Genomic DNA, 19,658 nt, shown 5'->3' with positions numbered 1-19,658 from the left:
CGAACATCACTGCAAAAAAGAGGATCACATTGGATTACGTTAAATTAAGAAACATCAAAAAAATCTTAAAAGAAGTCAATAGCTGGAGGGATGACATGGCCTGTTTGACGGATCGTCAGCTGCAGGAGAAGACTGCAGAATTTCGGGAACGTCTAGCAGAGGGTGAGACCTTGGATGATCTCTTGCCAGAAGCATTTGCGGTTGCGCGGGAAGCTGATAAACGGGTCTTAGGTATGTTTCCTTATGACGTGCAAGTCATGGGAGGGATTGTTCTGCATCAGGGAAATGTCGCTGAAATGAATACCGGTGAAGGAAAAACCTTAACAGCGACCATGCCGGTTTATCTCAATGCCCTAGAAGGAAAAGGGGTTATGGTCATTACGACCAATACCTATCTGGCAACTCGGGATGCAGAAGAGATGGGACAGGTCTACCGCTTTTTAGGTTTGACCGTCGGCGTTCCTTTGAAACAGTCAGAGGACGAAGAATTAGATCCAGAAGTCAAACGCGAAATTTACCAATCAGACGTCATCTATACGACCAATACCAGTCTGGGCTTTGACTATCTAACAGAGAACTTGACGGCTTCAGCAGATGGCCAATTTTTGGCAGACTTCAATTACGCCATTGTTGATGAGATTGATTCGGTGCTCCTAGATAGTGCGCAGACTCCCTTGATTATTTCTGGTTCTCCTCGGGTCCAGTCCAACCTTTATGGGATTATTGACACCCTGATCCAAACCTTCAAAGAGGGGGAAGACTTCAAGTTTGACGAAGAAAAGAAACGGGTTTGGTTGACTCGAAAAGGAGCTCATGCAGCAGAAGCTTTTCTTGCTATTCCCAATCTCTATGATCCCCAATACCGTGACTTGGTCCGCCATATCAGTCTAGCCCTGCAGGCCAATAAAAACTTTATTAAGGATAAGGACTATGTCATCCATCCTAATGTCGAAGGACAACCTGAGATTGTTTTGCTAGACCAGGCGACGGGTCGCTTGATGGAAATGACCCGCTTGCAAGGAGGACTCCACCAGGCGATTGAAGCCAAAGAAGGTCTCAAACTCACCCAAGAAACACGGGCTATGGCTTCTATTACTTACCAAAACCTCTTTAAGATGTTTCGGAAGTTGGGTGGCATGACCGGGACTGGGAAGGTCGCTGAGGCAGAGTTTCTTGATACCTATGCCATGTCAGTGATCAAGATCCCAACCAATCGTAAGAAGATCCGCAAGGATTTGCCGGATGAAATCTATCAGACCTTGCCGGAAAAAATCGTGGCTTCCCTGGATTATGTGAAGAAGGTCCACGAAAAGGGCAATCCGATCCTGGTCTTTGCCGGATCCGTTGAGATGTCGATTCTTTATTCGAATCTTCTTTTGCGGGAAGGGATTCCTCACAATCTTCTCAATGCTAACAATGCTCCTCGAGAGGCCCAGATCATTAAGGAGTCTGGTCGAAAAGGTGCTGTGACGGTTGCGACCTCAATGGCCGGTCGGGGAACCGATATCAAGTTGGGACCAGGAGTCGCTGAGTTAGGTGGCTTGGTGGTTGTTGGGACTGAGCGGATGATGAACCAGCGGATTGACCTTCAAATTCGTGGACGTTCAGGTCGTCAAGGAGATCCCGGTTTGACCAAGTTCTTCGTCTCTTTGGAAGACGATTTGATGAAAAACTGGGGGCCAGACTGGATCCAGGATACCTATCAAGACTATGATGTGGATGAGCGGATTGGTTCAGCTAAAGCTCTGACCAAGCGCAAGTATAGAAACTTGGTGGAACGGGCTCAAAATGCTAGTGAAAGTTCTGGTCAGGCCAGTCGTCGGATGACGCTAGAATTTGCGGAAAGCATGAACATTCAGCGTGCCATCGTCTACGAAGAGCGCGACCGCTTGATCAAACAAGAAGGTCGCTTGGACGACATCGTTGAAAAAGTTCTTCGTTCCGTCTTTTCAAGCGTAGCCCATAAAAAAGAATACAAGGAACCGGTAGCTTTTTATCGCTATATGTTAGACAATGTGAGCTACCAAGTAGATCCGGAAAAGGCCCACCAAACCTTCCGTAGCAAAAAAACCAAAGAGAATTTCTTATGGGAGATTGCTAAAAGTGAGTTAGAGGCTAAGTATGAGGTCCTAGGCACCGATGAGGTGATCGCCCAATTCCAGCGCATGGCCATTCTAAAAGCTATCGATGAAAACTGGGTCGAGCAGGTCGACTATCTGCAACAATTGCGGATGGCTCTCTCTGGTCAATACACCAGTCAGAAAAATCCTTTGGTGGAATTTTTCCAAGAAGCCTACCAATCCTTTGATCGAATGAAAGGGGCGGCCAAAGAACAAATGGTCCGCAATCTCTTGCTGAGTCGAGTAGAAATCAATAAAAAAGGGGAAATTGTCTTGCATTTCCCATAAAAGAGGACATTATGACAGTATACAATATCAACCTTGGAATCGGTTGGGCCAGCAGTGGTGTTGAGTACGCCCAGGCCTACCGGGCCCAGTTGTTACGCAATATCCATCAACCAGCTAAATTTGTTTTTATGGATATGATTCTAGCCGATAATATCCAACATTTAACAGAAAATATCGGTTTTAAAAATGATGAAATCATCTGGCTCTACAGCCATTTTACAGATATAAAAATTGCACCAACGACCTATACCATTGACCAGGTCTTAGCAGGTTTTGCCGGGAAACCGACGCGCGAAGAAGTCGATGGCAAGATCAAGCGCTTCTTTTATGAAGACCAGGACAATTTTTTGACCTGCTACCTGCGCTCAGAAAATAGTCCTTATGTGGAACGCTGTGAGTATGTGTCTAGAGGGATCTTGGTGAGAAAGGATTATTTCTCCTATGCCCGCTATTGTACGGAGTACTTCATTCCCAAGAACAACCAAGCCAACTTGATTGAGCGCCGTTTTTACAATGAAGACGGGACGGTTGCCTACAGCATGCAGATGGCGGATGGCCGCGAAATCTATCGTTTCCCAGATCGCTATCTAGTTGGTCGCCAAGAATTGATCCGCTACTTCATGCAAACCCTTCAATTGACCAAACAAGATCTGGTGATTTTGGATCGGGAAACCAATATCGGTCAGCCTATCTTTGAAGAAGCGCAAAAAGCCCGCCTGGGTGTGGTCGTCCATGCAGAGCACTTCAGTGCCAATAATGTTGACGATCAGTATATCCTGTGGAACAACTACTACGAGTACCAATTTACCAATGCTGACAAGGTGGACTTCTTTATTGTTGCGACCGACCGTCAAAAAGAAATCTTAGCCGAGCAGTTTGCCAAATACACCAACCATCAGCCAGCCATCTATACCATTCCAGTTGGGAGTCTTGCAAGCTTGCCACAAAACGAAAATCGCACCCCATTTTCTATGATTACTGCCTCTCGTTTGGCGACAGAAAAGCATATTGACTGGTTAGTGCGAGCAGTGGTTCGCGCCAAAAAAGAATTGCCAGAACTGTCTTTTGATATCTATGGAAAAGGTGGAGAAGAAGGCAAGCTGCGTTCTCTGATTGATGAATTGGGGGCGGCAGACTATATCCATCTCAAAGGGCATGCCAATCTAGAGGAAATTTATAAGAATTATGAGGTTTACCTGTCAGCGTCGACCAGCGAAGGCTTTGGGTTGACCTTGATGGAGGCGATCGGTTCTGGTCTTCCGATAATCGGTTTTGACGTTCCTTATGGCAACCAGACCTTTGTTACAGAAGGTAAAAATGGCTATCTCATTCCGCCTTCAGCAGATCAAGTGGTCGACCAGATCGCTTCTGCCTTTGCGGAAAAAATGATCCAGCTATACAAAAAAAATGATCTAGCCAGCATGCGTCAAGCATCTTATGCGCGTGCAGAAGACTTTTTGACCAGCCGAGTAGAAGAAGCTTGGGCACAATTGATAGAAGAGGTGACACATGCTGAACGTATTTGATAGTTATTCTCGTGAAAGCCAAGACTTGCTCCACTCTATGAAAGAGTCTGGCTTTGACCACCCGACCGTTGTTTTGGAGCCAAATGGTTTCTTACCAGACGGTGTCGAGTCTCCATTTATCTATTTCTTAGGACAAGCAAAAGGAGAGAAGCGGGGACGCTACTTTAATGAAGTTCCAGTTCCTGATTTCTGGGAAGTTTCTGGGGATAATAGTTCGGGAAAAGTGACCTACTATGGTCAAGAAAAGGCTCGAATTGTGTACCACGCTGCTTCCTACAAACGCATCGTCGAGCGCTTAGAGTGGTTAGATGACAAGGGACAAGTGGTCATGATTGAGCACTACGACCAATACGGTCGTAAGATTGCCGTAACGACTTGTGGCGATCAGGGACAGTATTTGGTGACTACTTATTTTGAAGGGGATACCGAGCGCTTGACAGAAAATCACCAAACAGGGGATTTGATCTTGACCTTGGACCATCAACCCATGCGAATTTTCAAGAATCGCTTAGATTACTTTGTCTTTTATCTAGAGTATCGTGGTTTTGATCTAGATGGTTTGGTCTACAATACGCTGGCTACCTCCTTTAGCATTAGTCTCCAGCTGGGCAATAAAGGCATCAAAGGACGCGACGTCCTGGTGTGGCAAGAGCCTCTTCACGACAGCCTTCCGGGCAACATGCAGTTGATTCTAAAGAGCCCAGAAATCCGGACCAAGAAGATCTTGATTCCGCAAAACGCGACCTATCATCGTGCTTTGCAGTTGACCTCGCAAGATCAGCATAGCTATTTTGGTCCCCTTGGCTACCTGTATGATTTCAAGGTGAAAGACGATATCCGTAAAGACGCCTTTGTCTTGACCAATTCGGATCAGATCGAAGCCTTGACCTACCTAGTAGAGAACTTGCCAAATGTGACCTTCCGTGTAGCAGCTTTGACGGAGATGTCTGCGAGCCTCTTGTCTATGGTCCGCTACCCAAATGTGGTCTTGTACCAAAATATCAGTCAAGAGCGGATCAAAGAGTTGCTTAAGGTCTCTAGTATTTATCTGGATATCAACCACTATGCAGAGGTACAAGGCATTGTTCGCAAGGCCTTCGAACACCAGCAAGTCATCCTTGCCTTTAGCCATACCCTGCATGACCGCCACTTCCTCGCACAAGCCAATATCTTTGATCAAGGAAAAGAAGCAGATATGGTGTCCCGTATCCAGGAAATCTACCAATCTGTGGATAACTACAGAGAAGCCGTTGCGCAACAAATTGCCCAATCAAGTAGCGTTGAGCCAGCTGTTTTCAAAGCTCGCTTGCAAGAAGGGATAGGTGGATACAGTGAGTGATCGTAAGAAAGATTTATTTTACAAAGAAGTAGAAGGACGGATGGAGTCTCTCAAACGCCGTCCTGCCGAAAAAGAAAAGACGACACGTTCTGAAAAGATCAATGTTACTTTTAATGTGATCATTGGTTTGGTGATTCTGCTGGGAGTTATTTTTACCCTCTTCAGAGTGTTAGGAGGATCCTAAGATGGAAATGGTATTTGCAATCGGGATCTCGATCTTATCCCTCGCTCTTGTGGTTCTGATCACCCTGCAGCCTCGCCAACAACAATCGCTCTCAACAGATGCGACCAGTAACCTAGGAAAACCAAGTTACTGGCGGTCTCACCGTGGACTCAAGCTAGCGACCCTCGTTGTTAGTATCGTCTTTCTCGTATCCTTATTTCTTTATATGATGGTCGTACAGGCCTAGTCTTTAATAGAATGGATAAAAAGAAGTTAGAATGTAGACAAACTATTTTAAATTAAAATAAGTTAAGCGATTCTGCAAAAAAACAAAAATGAGTTCCATTTTTAAAATCGATTCAAGAAAATACCGAAACTTTCCGCTGTGAGAAAAGTGCCTGAAACAATAACGTTTCAGGCACTCGGAATTATTGAGACCTTAGGCTCAATAATTAGTCATGGAACTTCTTCGAAGTTCGCTGACGTCCGTACTCACCTAAGGAAAGTTTTTATATGACTTTATCTTCAATCTGAACGAAGTTGGTATTCTCCAACTTCGTTTTTTGATGATGTTGCCTTTGTTTTTATGGTATACTGAAAGCGATAAAATGATTGGAGCTTCCGATGAAAAAGATCCCCTTAGTATTTTCAGGCTGTCTGTTAGGACTGGTTGGCGCTGGAAACCTTCTTGCAGACTCGCTACCCTTCCTTGCTCACGCCTTTAGTCTGACAGGTTTGTTCTTCTGGTTTTTCTTTGTCGTTTATCATGCAATTCGCTGGCAAGAAACCAAGATAGAACTCCAACAACCAGCCCTTTTATCTGGGATGGCAACTTTTCCCATGGCAGGGATGATTCTATCCACCTATCTTTTGCGCCTCTTTCCCGCCTTTGGAGGTCTATCACAGTTGGTCTGGTGGTCTGCCTTTCTCTTAGATCTGGGCTTGATTCTCTATTTTACCAAGACCCATGTCCTAGCGCGACCAAGAGCCAATGCCACTCCCAGTTGGACCGTTCTCTATGTGGGCATTGCAGTAGCGGCCTTGACTTATCCAGTTGTGGGAATAAGAGAGATTGCTTATCTCGCTTTAGTGATTGGTTTTGGTTTGACCTTTCTTCTTTATCCCCTTATCTATCATGATTTGAAGCAGTCACCCTTACCCAGTCATCTGTTGGGCCAAGAAGGCATCTATTGCGCTCCCTTTTCCCTTCTTTTAGCGGCTCTGGTTCGTGTGGGTGGAGCAAGCCTGCCTACCTGGTTCTTACTGATCATGGTGGTGGCCTCGCAAGGTTTTTATTTCTTTGTTTTGACGCGCCTACCGAGAATGATCACAGAAGGTTTTCAACCTGCTTTTTCAGCCCTGACCTTTCCAACAGTTATCACAGCGACCTCTTTGAAAATGGCTCAAGGCTTGTTGCAACTGCCTTTCTTGACAGTTCTTGTATGGATGGAAACTTTTCTTTGTCTCTTGATTCTAGTCGCTGTCTTAGGTGGTTATGTGGCCTATCTCAGAGAGTAGAAAAGCATCCTTTTTCATTGAAACCTTGTCACGATTATGGTAAGATGCACTATACGATTTGTCAGATTTTATAGGAAAGGTATCTATGAAATTCATCAAAGGAAAGCTCTCACTGCTGTATCCCCTCTTTCTGCTCTTGTTTTATTTTTATGTTCGGCCTCAATTTCGCCCCTTGGCCCAGTATGTCTCCAATAGTGTAGCAAGTGCCAATAGCTATTATTGGACCTTATTTGGCCTAGAAGGCCTCTATGCAGTCTTTACAGGATTTTTGGTCTATCGTTTTTCTAAAAAAGCGCAGTTTAAACTGGGGAAGAACCCTCTTCAAGCTCTGATAGAAGCCGTTTTTGCGGCCTGCTTGGTTTACTGGTTGGACTACTTCATCAGTGGTTTTGTTCAAGGACGGGCAGCCGTTTTGAGTCTCTTTCCACGGGAAATTAGTCCCACAGGGGTGCTAATCTTAGTGATCGCAATGGTCGTCATCCGGCCAGTGACAGAAGAGCTGATTTTTCGTGGAGCCTTGGTGAATGCCTACTTCAAAGGCTGGAAACTCTATGCTGAGATTTGGCTTCCAGCCCTCATCTATAGTGGCCTGCATTTTCTCCACACTCCCTTTTCGCTGGGAGCTTCTATCATCTATCTCCTGCCGAGTGTGATTTTTGGGATCCTGTATTATCGGAGTAAGACGCTCCTTTCTCCTATTTTGGCTCATATCCTGCTCAATCTTTACTATACCTTGCCTTTACTTTTATCTGTATTTAAGTAGCAACCGATTTCCTGAGTGAGATTGGTTTTTTTTGAAAATATGGTATAATAGAATAAATTTAAAAGAAGGAGTTGAGGTTTGAAAAAAAGCTACCGCGTCAAACGTGACAAAGATTTTAATGCTATCTTTAAAAGTGGTCAAAATGTTGCCAATCGGAAATTCGTTGTTTACCGCTTGCGCAAAGACCAACCGCATTTTCGAGTCGGCCTGTCTGTTAGTAAGAAACTGGGAAATGCTGTGACCAGAAATCGCATCAAACGTTTGATTCGCCATGTTTTGATCAAACACCAAGCCTTCCTTACGACCGATGATTTTGTTGTCATTGCTCGTAAAGGAGTGGAGGAGCTCGACTTTCATCAAGTAGAGAAAAATCTTGTACATGTCTTAAAATTATCGCATGTCTACCAAGAAAGGGAATAATGTGAAAAAGAAACTGAAGTTAACTGGATTATTAGGTGCGGCCTTATTGGTCTTGACAGCTTGTGGAACCTCTCAAGTGACAGCTCAGTCGACAGGTGGTTGGGAACGCTTCGTCTACTTCTTTGCAGAAGCCATCCGCTTCTTGTCCTTTGGCGGAAGTATCGGTGTAGGGATTATCGTCTTTACCATTGTCATACGGACGGTCCTCTTGCCTCTCTTCCAATATCAAATGAATTCAACCCGCAAAATGCAGGAAATTCAACCCCTCCTCAAGGAATTGCAAGCTAAGTATCCTGGGAAGGATCTTGATAGTCGGACCAAGCTTTCTGAAGAGATGCAGGCCCTATACAAGGAAAAAGGTGTCAAAACGTCTTCAGCCTTCCTTCCTCTCTTAATCCAGATGCCGGTCTTGATGGCCTTGTTCCAAGCACTGAGCCGTGTTGAATTCCTTAAAGTCGGTCACTTCCTCTGGTTGGACCTTGGCGCGATCGACCCGACTTATATCTTGCCGGTTCTTGCAGCACTCTTCACATTTTTCAGCAGTTGGTTGACCAATAAAGCCATGCCAGAGCGCAATGGTAGTGCGACAACCATGATGTATGTGATGCCTGTGATGATCTTCTTCTTTGCCTTGTTCTCAGCCAGCGGGGTCGCACTATACTGGGTGACTTCCAATGCTTACCAAGTCGGGCAAACCTATCTCTTGAACAACCCCTTCAAGATTATCGCAGAGCGTGAAGCAAAAGAGCAAGCTTCACGCGACATGGAAAAACAAAAACGCCGTGCCCTAAACAAAGCACAGAAAAAGAAAAAATAAGAAAGAGGTGGACATATGGTCCTATATACTGGAGCAACTGTTGAAGAAGCGATTCAAAAAGGTCTGAACGATTTAGATATTCCTCGTATGAAGGCACATATTACGGTTGTAGCGCGTGAAAAGAAAGGTTTTCTTGGCTTGTTTGGGAAAAAACCAGCCCAAGTAGAGATTGAGCCCATTGCAGAAACAACTGTTGTAAAAGCCAATCAAAAAGCTGTCAAAGGTGTCCCAGATGAGATCAATGCGCAAAATGAACCGGTTAAGACTGTGAGCGAAGCAACGGTCGATCTCGGACGTGTCGTTGCAGCGATCAAAAAGGTCGAAGAAGAAGGAGAAGTTGTCTCTGAAGAAATCAAGACAGAAATCCTGAAACATGACAAAGAAGCAGATACCGTTCTTGAAGAAAAAGGGCATGAACATATCCTTGAAAAAGTCAAAGAACCAGCGGCAAAAGAATCAAGCGAGTCTGATTTCTCAAACCTTGGTATCGAGGTAGAGGAAAACTACAACATCGAAGAAGTCGTAGATGATGTGACAGCCTATGTTCAAACAGTGGTCGATGAAATGGATGTGGATGCGACCATCTCAAGCAGTCACAACCGCCGTACGGTCAATATGCAAATTGATACCAATGAGCCAGGACGTGTCATTGGTTACCACGGAAAAGTCTTGAAGGCTCTTCAACTATTGGCACAAAATTACCTCTATAATCGCTACTCAAAGAATTTTTACATTACCATTAATGTCAATGACTATGTAGAACACCGGGCAGAAGTTCTTCAAAGCTATGCTCAGAAGTTGGCAACACGTGCCCTCGAAGATGGGCAAGCCCAACAGACAGATCCGATGTCAAACAGTGAACGCAAAATCATTCACCGGATCGTCTCTAAGATGGAAGGAGTCACTAGCTACTCTGAAGGGGAAGAACCAAACCGTTATGTAGTTGTCGACATCGAAGGATAATCTAGCTATTATTTCCCATAAGGGAGAGACGGGATTGAGCCGATCTCTCCTTTTTTAGGTTTAGAAAGGAAGCAGATGGCATTTACAGCGATTCGAGAGTTTTTAAAGTTTCAAGGAATCCACTACCAGGCCCCAGCAAAGGCAGGGGTGCTAGCCTCGGAGATGGAGCAGTATCGTGCCCTAGCTCAGGCGGCTCGTAAGGAATTCACTGATTTAGTCTCAGCCTTTCAGAAGCGTCACCCCTATTTGGAGCAAGATCGGACTAGCCAATGGATGAACCAGGCTCAGGTCTTGCGGCCTCATTTTTGGGCCTATCTAAAAGGAGAAGGGACGATGGCAGAGCCCATGTTTGCCTTGAGACTTTATGGGGATGCAGTTGATTTTGGAGTTTCCTTAGAGGTGAGTTTTATCGAGCGAAAAAAAGATGAGCAGAGCCTTCAAAAGCAACACATGGTTCTCACCCTTCCTATCTCTCAGCCAGTTTATTATTTCGCCCAGAAAAATGGGGAGAGTCAAAGGGTAGAAGGAACAGAAAAGAATCGCCATGATCTGTTACAAGCAGTAGCAGAAGGGGCGGTTCGTAAGGTCCTCGTCAAATACGATGTTTCTCTAGTTGAGGAAGGTTCTCTTGAGGATATCCTGGATCAGTTGCAAGAGGCGCTGGTGGCGCTGGAACCCTATTACTTGGCAACCCGTCAGGTGTAGAAAAGTTTTCTCCGACCTGTATTTGCAACAATTTTGCCATAGCTATTGACAAATAGAGTCGAATCCGATAGAATAGTAAAGTATGTTTAGTAACTGATCACAACTAGCCGGCTAAACGAATACAAAATCTATGAGGAGGTATTCATCGTGAAACGTACTTATCAACCAAGTAAACTTCGTCGTGCGCGCAAACATGGTTTCCGTCACCGTATGGCAACTAAAAACGGTCGTCGCGTATTGGCAGCTCGTCGTCGTAAAGGACGCAAAGTTTTGGCTGCCTAATTCAGATAAAAACCTAAAAACCAGTAGAAACTCGAGACTACTGGTTTTTGTTTTGTCCGAAAGTGAATTTAGAGTCGCTTTCTGCTATAATAGAAAGAAGAAAAACTCGGAAGAAAAGGAAGATCATGCAGATTTTTGATACCCACACCCATCTCAATGTGGAAGAATTCGCAGGAAAAGAACAAGAAGAGCTCGACTTGGCCAAGGAAATGGGTGTTGTAGCCCACAATATCGTTGGTTTTGACAAACCGACGATTGAGCGAGGAATAGCCTTGGCAGACCAGTACCCAGAACTCTATCTCACGCTTGGTTGGCACCCCACTGAGGCAGGCGATTATACTCCTGAAGTGGAGGCCTATTTACTTGAACAGCTAAAACATCCCAAAGTCGTCGCACTCGGAGAAATCGGTCTCGATTACCACTGGATGACGGCACCGAAAGACGTCCAAGAAAAGGTTTTTCGTCGTCAGATTCAATTGTCTAAAGACTTGGACCTCCCCTTTGTGGTGCACACACGCGATGCTTTAGAAGATACTTATGCCATCATCAAGAGTGAAGGAGTCGGTTCTCGCGGTGGGATCATGCATTCTTTCTCAGGAAGTTTAGAAGAAGCGAAACGCTTCATGGATCTGGGGATGATGATTTCCTTTTCTGGAGTGGTCACTTTTAAGAAAGCCACAGATGTCCAAGAAGCGGCAGCTGGCCTTCCGTTAGACAAGATCTTGGTTGAAACAGATGCTCCTTACCTGGCACCAGTTCCCAAACGTGGTCGAGAAAATAAAACAGCCTACACTCGTTATGTGGTAGATTTTATTGCAGAACTACGTGGCTTAACAACAGAAGAAGTGGCTCAGGCAACCTATGACAATGCAAGAAAGGTATTTGGCCTTGACTGAGAAAAGAAAAATACCGGAAGTGATTATCGTGGAGGGCAAGGATGACACAGCCAATCTCCGTCGTTTTTATGAGGTGGATACCTATGAAACGCGAGGCTCTGCGATCGATCAAGATGACTTGGAACGAATTGCTACCTTGCAAGAGTTGCGTGGGGTCATTGTCTTTACCGATCCAGACTATAATGGTGAGCGAATTCGCAAGATCATTATGCAAGAGGTGCCCCAGGCCAAACATGCCTTTTTAAATCGTGGTGAAGCAGTCCCCAAATCCAAGACCAAGGGGCGTTCTCTTGGAGTAGAACATGCCAGCTTTGAAGACTTAGAAAAAGCCCTAGCTGGACTGGTCGGGTCTTACGAAGATGATAATTTCTTTGATATCACAAAGACTGACTTGATGCGGCTTGGACTTTTGATGGGAAGCGATAGTCGCAAACGGCGGGAATATCTAGGAGAAGCCTTGCGCATCGGCTACTGCAATGGCAAGCAATTGATCAAACGCTTGGAATTGTTTGGAATTAGTTTGGCCCAAGTCGAAGAGGCGATGGCTAGTTATTAAGACGGAAGTAGAGGGGATTCTTTACCTCTAAACTGATTAGAAAAGAGAAAAAATGAGAATTGCAGATTATAGCGTGACCAAGGCAGTGCTGGAGCGTCACGGTTTTACCTTTAAAAAATCCTTCGGTCAGAACTTCTTGACCGATACCAACATCCTTCAAAAAATTGTGGATACGGCTGAGATTGATAAGCAGGTCAATGTCATCGAAATCGGTCCAGGAATTGGAGCTCTCACTGAGTTTTTGGCGGAAAATGCGGCAGAAGTCATGGCCTTTGAGATCGATGACCGCTTGGTTCCTATTTTGGCGGATACCTTACGGGATTTTGACAATGTAACGGTTGTCAACCAAGACATCCTCAAGGTAGACCTCAACCAGTACATCGCAGAGTTTAAAAACCCAGACCTTCCGATTAAGGTAGTGGCTAACCTTCCTTACTACATTACGACTCCCATCCTCATGCACTTGATCGAATCCAAGATTCCTTTCCAAGAATTTGTGGTCATGATGCAAAAAGAGGTGGCAGACCGCATCTCAGCTGAGCCCAACACCAAAGCTTATGGTTCGTTATCCATTGCTGTCCAATACTATATGACTGCTAAGGTAGCCTTTATTGTACCTCGCACCGTCTTTGTGCCAGCACCAAACGTCGACTCTGCCATCCTCAAGATGGTCCGTCGCGAAGAGCCAGCAGTAACCGTCAAGGATGAAGATTTCTTCTTCTCTGTCAGCAAGGCTAGCTTTGTCCACCGCCGCAAAACACTTTGGAACAACTTGACTAGTCGCTTCGGCAAGACCGAAGAAATCAAAGCCAAGCTGGAAGCAGGAATCCAAACTGCAGGCCTGCAACCTTCTGTACGAGGAGAAGCTCTGAGCTTAGAAGACTTCGCCCGCCTAGCAGATGGCCTTCTAGATGCGGGAATAAAATAACAGAAAAGACATGAGCTTCATAGCTCATGTCTTGTTTGTTGTAGAAGGAAAGGACGGGATTTGAACCCGCGCGTGAATAAAAATCCACTTGCCGGATTTCGAGTCCGGTGCCGTACCGAGCTGGGCCACCTTTCCAAGATGCGGAGAAAGGGATTTGAACCCTCACGCCCGAAGGGGCACATGCGCCTGAAGCATGCGTGTCTGCCGTTCCACCACCTCCGCATAGTTCTATTATACACTTTTTAGGAAAAATGCCAAGGAAAAAAAGGAAGGTGCCCTTTCCCGAATTCTGCTAAAAGACAAGTCATAACAGATACTCCGTCTTCTGTTTCTATCCATTTAAAAAACGAACCTATTCGTTTCTAAAAGCGTCCGGAGAGGTTCACTTTTCGTTTTTTCTTATTGAGCAATCCAGCCTTATTTCTCATTTTTTGGTATAATAGGAGTATTAATCTCAAAGGAGTGCGATTTGCAAGGAACAATCGTCAAGGCCTTGGCTGGCTTCTACTACGTGGAGTCAGATGGTCACATTTACCAGACACGGGCTCGTGGAAATTTTAGAAAAAAAGGACAGACTCCTTATGTGGGGGATCAGGTGGAGTTTTCTGCTGAAGAGAATTCAGAAGGCTACATCTTGAGCATTGCCCCTCGTAAAAATAGCCTCGTACGCCCTCCTATTGTCAATATTGATCAGGCAGTAGTGATTATGTCAGCTAAGGAGCCAGATTTCAACGCCAATCTTTTAGACCGTTTTCTGGTTCTTTTGGAGCATAAGGGGATTCATCCCATTGTCTATATTTCAAAACTGGACTTGTTAGAAGATATGGAAGACATCCACTACTACCAAGGAATCTACCAGGTTATTGGCTATGATTTTGTCTTGTCGATTGAGGAACTCTTGCCCCTTTTGACCAATCAAACCACGGTCTTTATGGGGCAGACTGGTGTAGGAAAATCGACCTTGCTCAATAAAATCGCTCCGGATCTGGAGCTTGAAACGGGTGAGATTTCAGATAGTCTGGGGCGCGGTCGACACACGACCCGAGCTGTCAGCTTTTACCATTTAAATGGAGGAAAGATCGCAGATACGCCTGGCTTCTCCTCCCTTGATTATGAAGTGACAACCAGTGAAGATTTAAATCAAGCCTTCCCAGAGATCGCCGATGTGAGCCACTCTTGTAAATTTCGTACCTGTACCCACACGCATGAGCCAGCTTGTGCGGTGAAACCAGCCGTTGAAAGAGAGGAAATTGCACCTTTCCGTTATGAGGATTACTTGCAATTTCTAAGTGAGATTGAAAACCGTCGCGAAACCTATAAAAAAGTTTCGAAAAAAATGCCAAAATAGGAGACACTACAACGATGAAAACAATGAAAATTGCACCCTCAATTTTGAGTGCCGATTATGCCAATTTTGAAAGTGAATTGAAACACTTAGAAGCAGCAGGAGCTGACTATGCCCATATCGATGTCATGGATGGCCATTTTGTGCCCAATATCAGCTTTGGAGCTGGTGTCGTAGAGAGCATGCGTCCACATAGCAAGTTGGTCTTTGATTGCCACTTGATGGTCACCAATCCTGAACACCATATCGAAGAATTTGCCCGTGCAGGTGCTGACATCATCAGCATCCATGTGGAAGCTACTCCCCATATTCACGGAGCTCTTCAAAAAATTCGTCAAGCGGGTGTGAAGGCGAGTGTTGTGATCAATCCAGGGACTCCAGTAGACAGTATCAAACATGTCTTGAACTTGGTGGATCAAGTCTTGGTTATGACCGTTAATCCAGGATTCGGTGGCCAAGCCTTCTTGCCTGAAACCATGGACAAGGTGCGCGAATTAGCCGCTCTTCGTGAAGAAAAAGGCTTAGACTTTGATATCGAAGTGGATGGTGGAATTGATGACCAAAGTATTTCCCAAGCCAAAGAAGCCGGGGCCAATGTCTTTGTAGCAGGCTCTTATGTCTTTAATGGAGATGTCAATGAGCGCGTTCAAACGCTCCGAGATGCTGTAAATGGGTAACATCGCAATACTGGCAGGAGGTGACAGCACGCTCTTGCCAAGAGATCATGATGTTTATGTAGGCGTTGATGGTGGCTGTTTGAAGTTACTGGAACAAGGTCTGCCTTTAGATATAGCTGTGGGGGATTTCGATTCTGTCTCTGAGACTGATTTGAATAAGATCCAAACCCAAGCCAAGCAGGTTGTTCAATCCATCCCTGAAAAGAACGATACGGATTTGGAATTGGCCTTGAAAGCGGTCTTTGAGGCCTATCCAGATGCTGCTGTCACCGTTTATGGTGCCTTTGGCGGTCGCTTGGATCACTTTTTGTCCAATATCTTTTTGCCGACCGATCCAGACCTAGCTCCCTACATGGAGCAAATCCAATTAGTCGATGGTCAAAATCGCTTGATCTACAGACCAGCTGGTTGCCATGAGATTCAGCCAGATCCTGCCATGTCCTATGTTGGTTTTATGCCTGTCGGACAAGGCCACTTAGAGATCACAGGGGCCAAGTATCCGCTCCATCAGGAGAATTATTTTTTGAAGGCCATGTATGGCTCCAACGAATTTTTGGATCAACCGATTCAAGTGAGTCTTAACCGTGGCTATCTTGTCATTGTTTATAGTAAAGACAGAGGTTAATATGAATATCATTCTGCTTCTGATTGGCCTGCTCAATCTGGGCCTCCTCATCTATTTCTTGCAACGGTCAGATGATACAAGACCGGCTTTACGAGAGATGCTGGAAGACCATGAGGATCATTTGACAGACCAGTTGGACTATCGTTTTGAAAAAGAAAGACAAGCAAACCAGATTGCCAATCAGCAGTTAGAGATCGCCCTGACAGATCGCTTAACCGAGATGCGAGTGGAGATCCACCAGCAGACGACGGCTCTGCGCGCTGAGATGAATGAGCACTTTACTAAAAATCGGGACAAAACAGATGAGCGTATGCGCCAGATCCAAGAGTCCAATGAAGTGCGGCTAGAACAGATGCGCCAAACGGTAGAAGAAAAATTGGAGAAAACCTTGCAGCACCGTTTGCAGACCTCCTTTGAGACGGTTTCAAAACAATTGGAATCGGTCAACAAAGGGCTGGGAGAAATGCAGACGGTGGCGCGAGATGTTGGAACCCTCAATAAAGTTCTCTCCAATACCAAGACGCGTGGGATTATGGGCGAATTGCAACTGGGCCAAATTATTGAAGATATCTTGACCCCAGCCCAGTATGAGCGGGAGTTTGTCACCGTTCCCCAATCCAGTGAGCGCGTGGAGTATGCCATTAAGCTTCCAGGACAAGGAGAGGAGCCAGTCTATCTGCCGATTGACTCTAAATTCCCACTGGAAGACTACTATCGTCTGGAAGAAGCTTATGAATCAGGAGAGAAAGAGGAGATCGATCGTTACCGCAAGGCCCTTCTTGCTAGTATCAAGCGTTTTGCTAAGGATATCCAACAAAAATACCTCTTTCCACCAGCGACAACGAATTTCGGAATTCTCTTTTTGCCAACTGAAGGCCTCTATTCCGAAGTGGTTCGCAATCCAGAATTCTTCGATCGCTTGCGTCGGGACGAACAAATTTTAGTGGCTGGTCCAAGTACGCTATCAGCCCTCTTGAATTCCTTGTCTGTTGGCTTTAAAACGCTCAACATCCAAAAGAGTGCAGATGACATTAGCAAGGTGTTGGGATCGGTCAAATCAGAATTCCATAAGTTTGGAGGGATTCTGGCCAAAACTCAGCGCCATTTAAAGAATGCTTCCAATAATATTGATGATTTGCTAACCAGACGGACCAGTGCCATCGAGCGGACACTCCGCCAAATCGAAAGCGATGAGGACCTGCTGGGACTAGATGTATATATAGAAGATGGAGAAGATGATGGTCAAAATTAGCCAAATGAAAAAAGATGAATTGTTCGAAGGATTCTATTTGATCAAGTCAGCAGAAGTGCGTCAAACGCGGGCTGGGAAGAACTACTTAGCCTTTGTCTTCCAGGATGAGACCGGTACAATCGAAGGTAAACTATGGGACGCTCAACCTCACAATGTAGAGAGCTTTACAGCTGGGCGTGTGGTCCATATGGCTGGTCGTCGGGAAGTATACAATAATACTCCGCAAGTCAACCAATTAAACATGCGCTTGCCACAAGCAGGAGAGCCTAACAATCCAGCAGACTTCAAGGAAAAACCACCAGTAGATCCTAAGGAATTGCATGAATACCTGTCAAACATGATTTTCAAAATTGAAAATCCAGTCTGGCAACGGATTGTCCGAGCCCTCTATGGGAAATATGAGAAAGAGTTTTATAGTTATCCAGCTGCTAAGACCAACCACCATGCCTTTGAAGCCGGTCTCGCTTATCATACGGCGACCATGGTCCGCTTGGCAGATAGTATCGGTGATATCTATCCTCAGTTGAATAAGAGCTTGCTCTTTGCAGGGATTATGTTACACGATTTGGCCAAAGTGATCGAGTTGACAGGTCCTGAAAATACAGAATACACTGTTCGGGGCAACCTCATCGGCCACATTGCACTCATCGATGAAGAAATCACCAAGGTCTTGCAAGACTTGAAGATTGATGACCAAAAAGAAGAAGTCATCGTCCTTCGCCATGTGATCTTGAGTCACCATGGCTTGCTCGAATACGGTAGTCCTGTTCGTCCAAAGATCATGGAAGCAGAGATTATTCATATGATCGATAATTTGGATGCGGAAATGATGATGATGACAACAGCACTTGGCTTAATTGGTCCTGGCGAAATGACCAATAAAATCTTTGCTATGGAAAATCGTTCCTTCTATAAACCGAATCTCGACTAGTAAAAACAGAGATAAATACGGGAATGATTCTGCCAAAAATAAAATAATCAGGAAAAAACGGCCTTCTGTAAATCAGAATGTTCGTTTTTTTCGCTTCTTATGGTATAATGATAGAAAAAACTACATGGTGAGAAAATGAAATTAAGAAGAAGTGAACGGATGGTCGTGATTTCTAATTACTTGATCAACCATCCCTATGAATTGACGAGCCTCAATACGTTTGCGGAAAAGTATGAGTCTGCCAAGTCTTCCATCTCAGAAGATATCGTGATCATTAAGCGTGCGTTTGAAGAGATGGAAATCGGAAATATTGAGACCATTACAGGAGCTGGTGGAGGTGTTATCTTTACACCGTCTATCTCAGATCAAGAATCCAAAGAAATCGTCGAGGATCTTTGCAAGCAGCTGTCTGAAAGTGATCGTATCCTTCCTGGTGGCTACATTTACCTGTCTGATCTGTTGAGCAATCCAAAGATTTTGAATCGCATCGGCCGCATCATTGCCAAAGCTTTCCGGGATAAGAAGATTGATGCTGTCATGACCGTAGCGACCAAGGGAGTTCCTCTAGCCAATGCAGTAGCCAATGTCTTGAATGTTCCTTTTGTTATTGTCCGTCGTGATTTGAAAATCACAGAAGGGTCAACCGTTAGTGTCAACTATGTTTCAGGCTCAAGTGGGGATCGCATTGAGAAAATGTTCCTTTCAAAACGGAGCCTAAAAGCAGGAAGCCGGGTCTTGATTGTCGATGACTTCCTTAAAGGTGGCGGAACGATTAACGGGATGGTCAGCCTCTTGTCTGAATTTGATTCTGAATTAGCAGGGGTAGCTGTCTTTGCGGATAATGCTGCAACCGACCGTGAATTCTTTGAACACAAATCCTTATTGCGCGTTACCAACATCGATGTAAAAGAAAATAAATTGAGTGTCGAAGTTGGGAATATCTTTGATTAAGAGCAGCAAAGGAGGATCAAAAAGTGAAAAGAATTTTAGATCGATTTGATAATAGCCCTTTGTGGATTCGCTTGGTGACAGTTCTGTCTCTATCCTTTATATTGGTAGCTGGTTTGTATACCGTTAAAAAGAATACGGCTGCCCAGGTAACGACAGAAATTCAACCTGCTAAAAAAACAGGTTCCCTTCCAGTGAAAAAGGAAACAAAGGAAGAAAAAGAAAAGAAGGAAGAAAAGAAAAATACAGAAGCTGCTGAAAAAGCAGTCGTTCAAATGGAAACAACCCCAAGTCAAGATTCTGTGAACGCTGCCCAAGCTGCTGTGAAGAAAGTCAAAGATGCGACTCAAAAGCAATCGCTTGATGCCCGTATCCAATACATCGCTAACTATTATGGACTGACCTATGAGAGTGACACAGCGGCAACGCAGCAGACTCAAACAGACGCTAATGCCAACGCTGGAGTAGCTGGAGCCAATGCGACAGTTCAACCACAACAGCAACAACAGTATGCTCCGGCTGCAGATGCAGGGGCAGAAGTACCTGCTGAAGCTGGTCAATAATGAACTTTTTCGACTTCTTTAAAAAATAAAAAA

At 44.9% G+C, this 19,658-nt stretch carries 22 protein-coding genes and 2 tRNA genes; 22 read left to right on the top strand and 2 right to left on the bottom strand.

The annotated features are described in order from the left end of the window. Positions 1 to 23 precede the first annotated feature (23 nt). The 15 genes from secA2 to rsmA all read left to right on the top strand — a co-directional run bounded on the left by secA2 (position 24) and on the right by rsmA (position 13,284). Positions 24 to 2,408 (top strand): accessory Sec system translocase SecA2, encoded by a 2,385-nt coding sequence (gene secA2, locus HMPREF3002_RS06615; protein ID WP_176745573.1) that lies wholly within the window; start codon positions 24 to 26, stop codon positions 2,406 to 2,408. A gap of 11 nt (positions 2,409 to 2,419) precedes the next feature. Continuing rightward, positions 2,420 to 3,934 carry an accessory Sec system glycosyltransferase GtfA gene (gtfA, locus tag HMPREF3002_RS06610; protein ID WP_070665675.1) on the top strand — a complete coding sequence of 505 codons (1,515 nt, stop codon included), beginning with the start codon at positions 2,420 to 2,422 and terminating at the stop codon, positions 3,932 to 3,934. After that, positions 3,918 to 5,273 (top strand): accessory Sec system glycosylation chaperone GtfB, encoded by a 1,356-nt coding sequence (gene gtfB, locus HMPREF3002_RS06605; RefSeq protein ID WP_070466663.1) that lies wholly within the window; start codon positions 3,918 to 3,920, stop codon positions 5,271 to 5,273. The genes gtfA and gtfB overlap by 17 nt, the downstream gene beginning before the upstream one ends. Next, positions 5,266 to 5,457, top strand: a complete 192-nt coding sequence (gene asp4, locus HMPREF3002_RS06600) for an accessory Sec system protein Asp4 (RefSeq protein WP_003003066.1) — start codon at positions 5,266 to 5,268, stop codon at positions 5,455 to 5,457. The genes gtfB and asp4 overlap by 8 nt, the downstream gene beginning before the upstream one ends. Position 5,458: 1 nt before the next feature. Next, entirely contained in the window at positions 5,459 to 5,683 is a 225-nt protein-coding gene (locus HMPREF3002_RS06595; RefSeq protein ID WP_003003038.1) for an accessory Sec system protein Asp5, read from the top strand. 377 nt (positions 5,684 to 6,060) lie between these two features. After that, positions 6,061 to 6,954, top strand: a complete 894-nt coding sequence (locus HMPREF3002_RS06590; RefSeq protein WP_070466661.1) for a TDT family transporter — start codon at positions 6,061 to 6,063, stop codon at positions 6,952 to 6,954. 85 nt (positions 6,955 to 7,039) lie between these two features. After that, positions 7,040 to 7,717, top strand: coding sequence for a CPBP family intramembrane glutamic endopeptidase (locus HMPREF3002_RS06585; protein ID WP_049506557.1), 678 nt, complete (start codon positions 7,040 to 7,042; stop codon positions 7,715 to 7,717). 78 nt (positions 7,718 to 7,795) lie between these two features. Beyond that, positions 7,796 to 8,137 carry a ribonuclease P protein component gene (gene rnpA, locus HMPREF3002_RS06580; RefSeq protein WP_070665672.1) on the top strand — a complete coding sequence of 114 codons (342 nt, stop codon included), beginning with the start codon at positions 7,796 to 7,798 and terminating at the stop codon, positions 8,135 to 8,137. 1 nt (position 8,138) lies between these two features. After that, positions 8,139 to 8,954: a YidC/Oxa1 family membrane protein insertase gene (locus tag HMPREF3002_RS06575; RefSeq protein ID WP_070665713.1), complete on the top strand. Its 816-nt coding sequence runs from the start codon at positions 8,139 to 8,141 to the stop codon at positions 8,952 to 8,954. 15 nt (positions 8,955 to 8,969) lie between these two features. Beyond that, the gene (jag, locus tag HMPREF3002_RS06570) at positions 8,970 to 9,917 is read left to right on the top strand and encodes an RNA-binding cell elongation regulator Jag/EloR (RefSeq protein ID WP_049483648.1); all 948 of its coding nucleotides are present in this window, start codon (positions 8,970 to 8,972) and stop codon (positions 9,915 to 9,917) included. A gap of 75 nt (positions 9,918 to 9,992) precedes the next feature. Continuing rightward, positions 9,993 to 10,622 carry a ribonuclease P gene (locus HMPREF3002_RS06565; protein ID WP_070665669.1) on the top strand — a complete coding sequence of 210 codons (630 nt, stop codon included), beginning with the start codon at positions 9,993 to 9,995 and terminating at the stop codon, positions 10,620 to 10,622. A 147-nt stretch (positions 10,623 to 10,769) separates the two neighbouring features. Beyond that, complete coding sequence (gene rpmH / locus HMPREF3002_RS06560; RefSeq protein ID WP_003003086.1) at positions 10,770 to 10,904, top strand: 50S ribosomal protein L34; 135 nt, start codon at positions 10,770 to 10,772, stop codon at positions 10,902 to 10,904. 125 nt (positions 10,905 to 11,029) lie between these two features. Further along, on the top strand, positions 11,030 to 11,800 hold the full coding sequence (locus HMPREF3002_RS06555) for a TatD family hydrolase (protein WP_023919238.1): 771 nt from the start codon (positions 11,030 to 11,032) through the stop codon (positions 11,798 to 11,800). Beyond that, the gene (gene rnmV, locus HMPREF3002_RS06550; RefSeq protein WP_037599409.1) at positions 11,772 to 12,356 is read left to right on the top strand and encodes a ribonuclease M5; all 585 of its coding nucleotides are present in this window, start codon (positions 11,772 to 11,774) and stop codon (positions 12,354 to 12,356) included. The genes HMPREF3002_RS06555 and rnmV overlap by 29 nt, the downstream gene beginning before the upstream one ends. A gap of 52 nt (positions 12,357 to 12,408) precedes the next feature. After that, positions 12,409 to 13,284 (top strand): 16S rRNA (adenine(1518)-N(6)/adenine(1519)-N(6))-dimethyltransferase RsmA, encoded by an 876-nt coding sequence (gene rsmA, locus HMPREF3002_RS06545; RefSeq protein ID WP_070665666.1) that lies wholly within the window; start codon positions 12,409 to 12,411, stop codon positions 13,282 to 13,284. 45 nt (positions 13,285 to 13,329) lie between these two features. Here rsmA and HMPREF3002_RS06540 read toward each other — a convergent pair. After that, positions 13,330 to 13,419: transfer RNA gene (locus HMPREF3002_RS06540), tRNA-Ser, on the bottom strand. A gap of 4 nt (positions 13,420 to 13,423) precedes the next feature. After that, a tRNA-Leu gene (locus tag HMPREF3002_RS06535) sits at positions 13,424 to 13,506 on the bottom strand. 247 nt (positions 13,507 to 13,753) lie between these two features. On the opposite strand from HMPREF3002_RS06535, the gene rsgA reads away from it, so the two are divergent. From rsgA to HMPREF3002_RS06500, 7 genes are all read left to right on the top strand, one after another. Beyond that, complete coding sequence (gene rsgA / locus HMPREF3002_RS06530) at positions 13,754 to 14,632, top strand: ribosome small subunit-dependent GTPase A (protein WP_049474638.1); 879 nt, start codon at positions 13,754 to 13,756, stop codon at positions 14,630 to 14,632. 14 nt (positions 14,633 to 14,646) lie between these two features. Next, positions 14,647 to 15,306 (top strand): ribulose-phosphate 3-epimerase, encoded by a 660-nt coding sequence (gene rpe / locus HMPREF3002_RS06525; protein WP_070665663.1) that lies wholly within the window; start codon positions 14,647 to 14,649, stop codon positions 15,304 to 15,306. After that, on the top strand, positions 15,299 to 15,931 hold the full coding sequence (locus HMPREF3002_RS06520; protein WP_070665660.1) for a thiamine diphosphokinase: 633 nt from the start codon (positions 15,299 to 15,301) through the stop codon (positions 15,929 to 15,931). Before rpe ends, HMPREF3002_RS06520 begins: the two co-directional genes overlap by 8 nt. A 1-nt stretch (position 15,932) precedes the next feature. Then, complete coding sequence (locus HMPREF3002_RS06515; protein WP_070665657.1) at positions 15,933 to 17,183, top strand: DNA recombination protein RmuC; 1,251 nt, start codon at positions 15,933 to 15,935, stop codon at positions 17,181 to 17,183. Then, complete coding sequence (locus HMPREF3002_RS06510; RefSeq protein WP_049491700.1) at positions 17,170 to 18,114, top strand: 3'-5' exoribonuclease YhaM family protein; 945 nt, start codon at positions 17,170 to 17,172, stop codon at positions 18,112 to 18,114. Before HMPREF3002_RS06515 ends, HMPREF3002_RS06510 begins: the two co-directional genes overlap by 14 nt. Positions 18,115 to 18,249: 135 nt before the next feature. After that, positions 18,250 to 19,065: a pur operon repressor gene (gene purR, locus HMPREF3002_RS06505; RefSeq protein WP_037599408.1), complete on the top strand. Its 816-nt coding sequence runs from the start codon at positions 18,250 to 18,252 to the stop codon at positions 19,063 to 19,065. Positions 19,066 to 19,088: 23 nt separating this feature from the next. Continuing rightward, positions 19,089 to 19,625 carry a hypothetical protein gene (locus HMPREF3002_RS06500; protein ID WP_070665654.1) on the top strand — a complete coding sequence of 179 codons (537 nt, stop codon included), beginning with the start codon at positions 19,089 to 19,091 and terminating at the stop codon, positions 19,623 to 19,625. The last annotated feature ends 33 nt before the right edge of the window (positions 19,626 to 19,658 follow it).

Origin of the sequence: Streptococcus sp. HMSC065E03, assembly GCF_001815045.1 — a bacterium.
Classification (GTDB): Bacteria; Bacillota; Bacilli; order Lactobacillales; family Streptococcaceae; genus Streptococcus; species Streptococcus parasanguinis_AD.
This window is presented reverse-complemented; position numbering and strand designations above follow the sequence as displayed.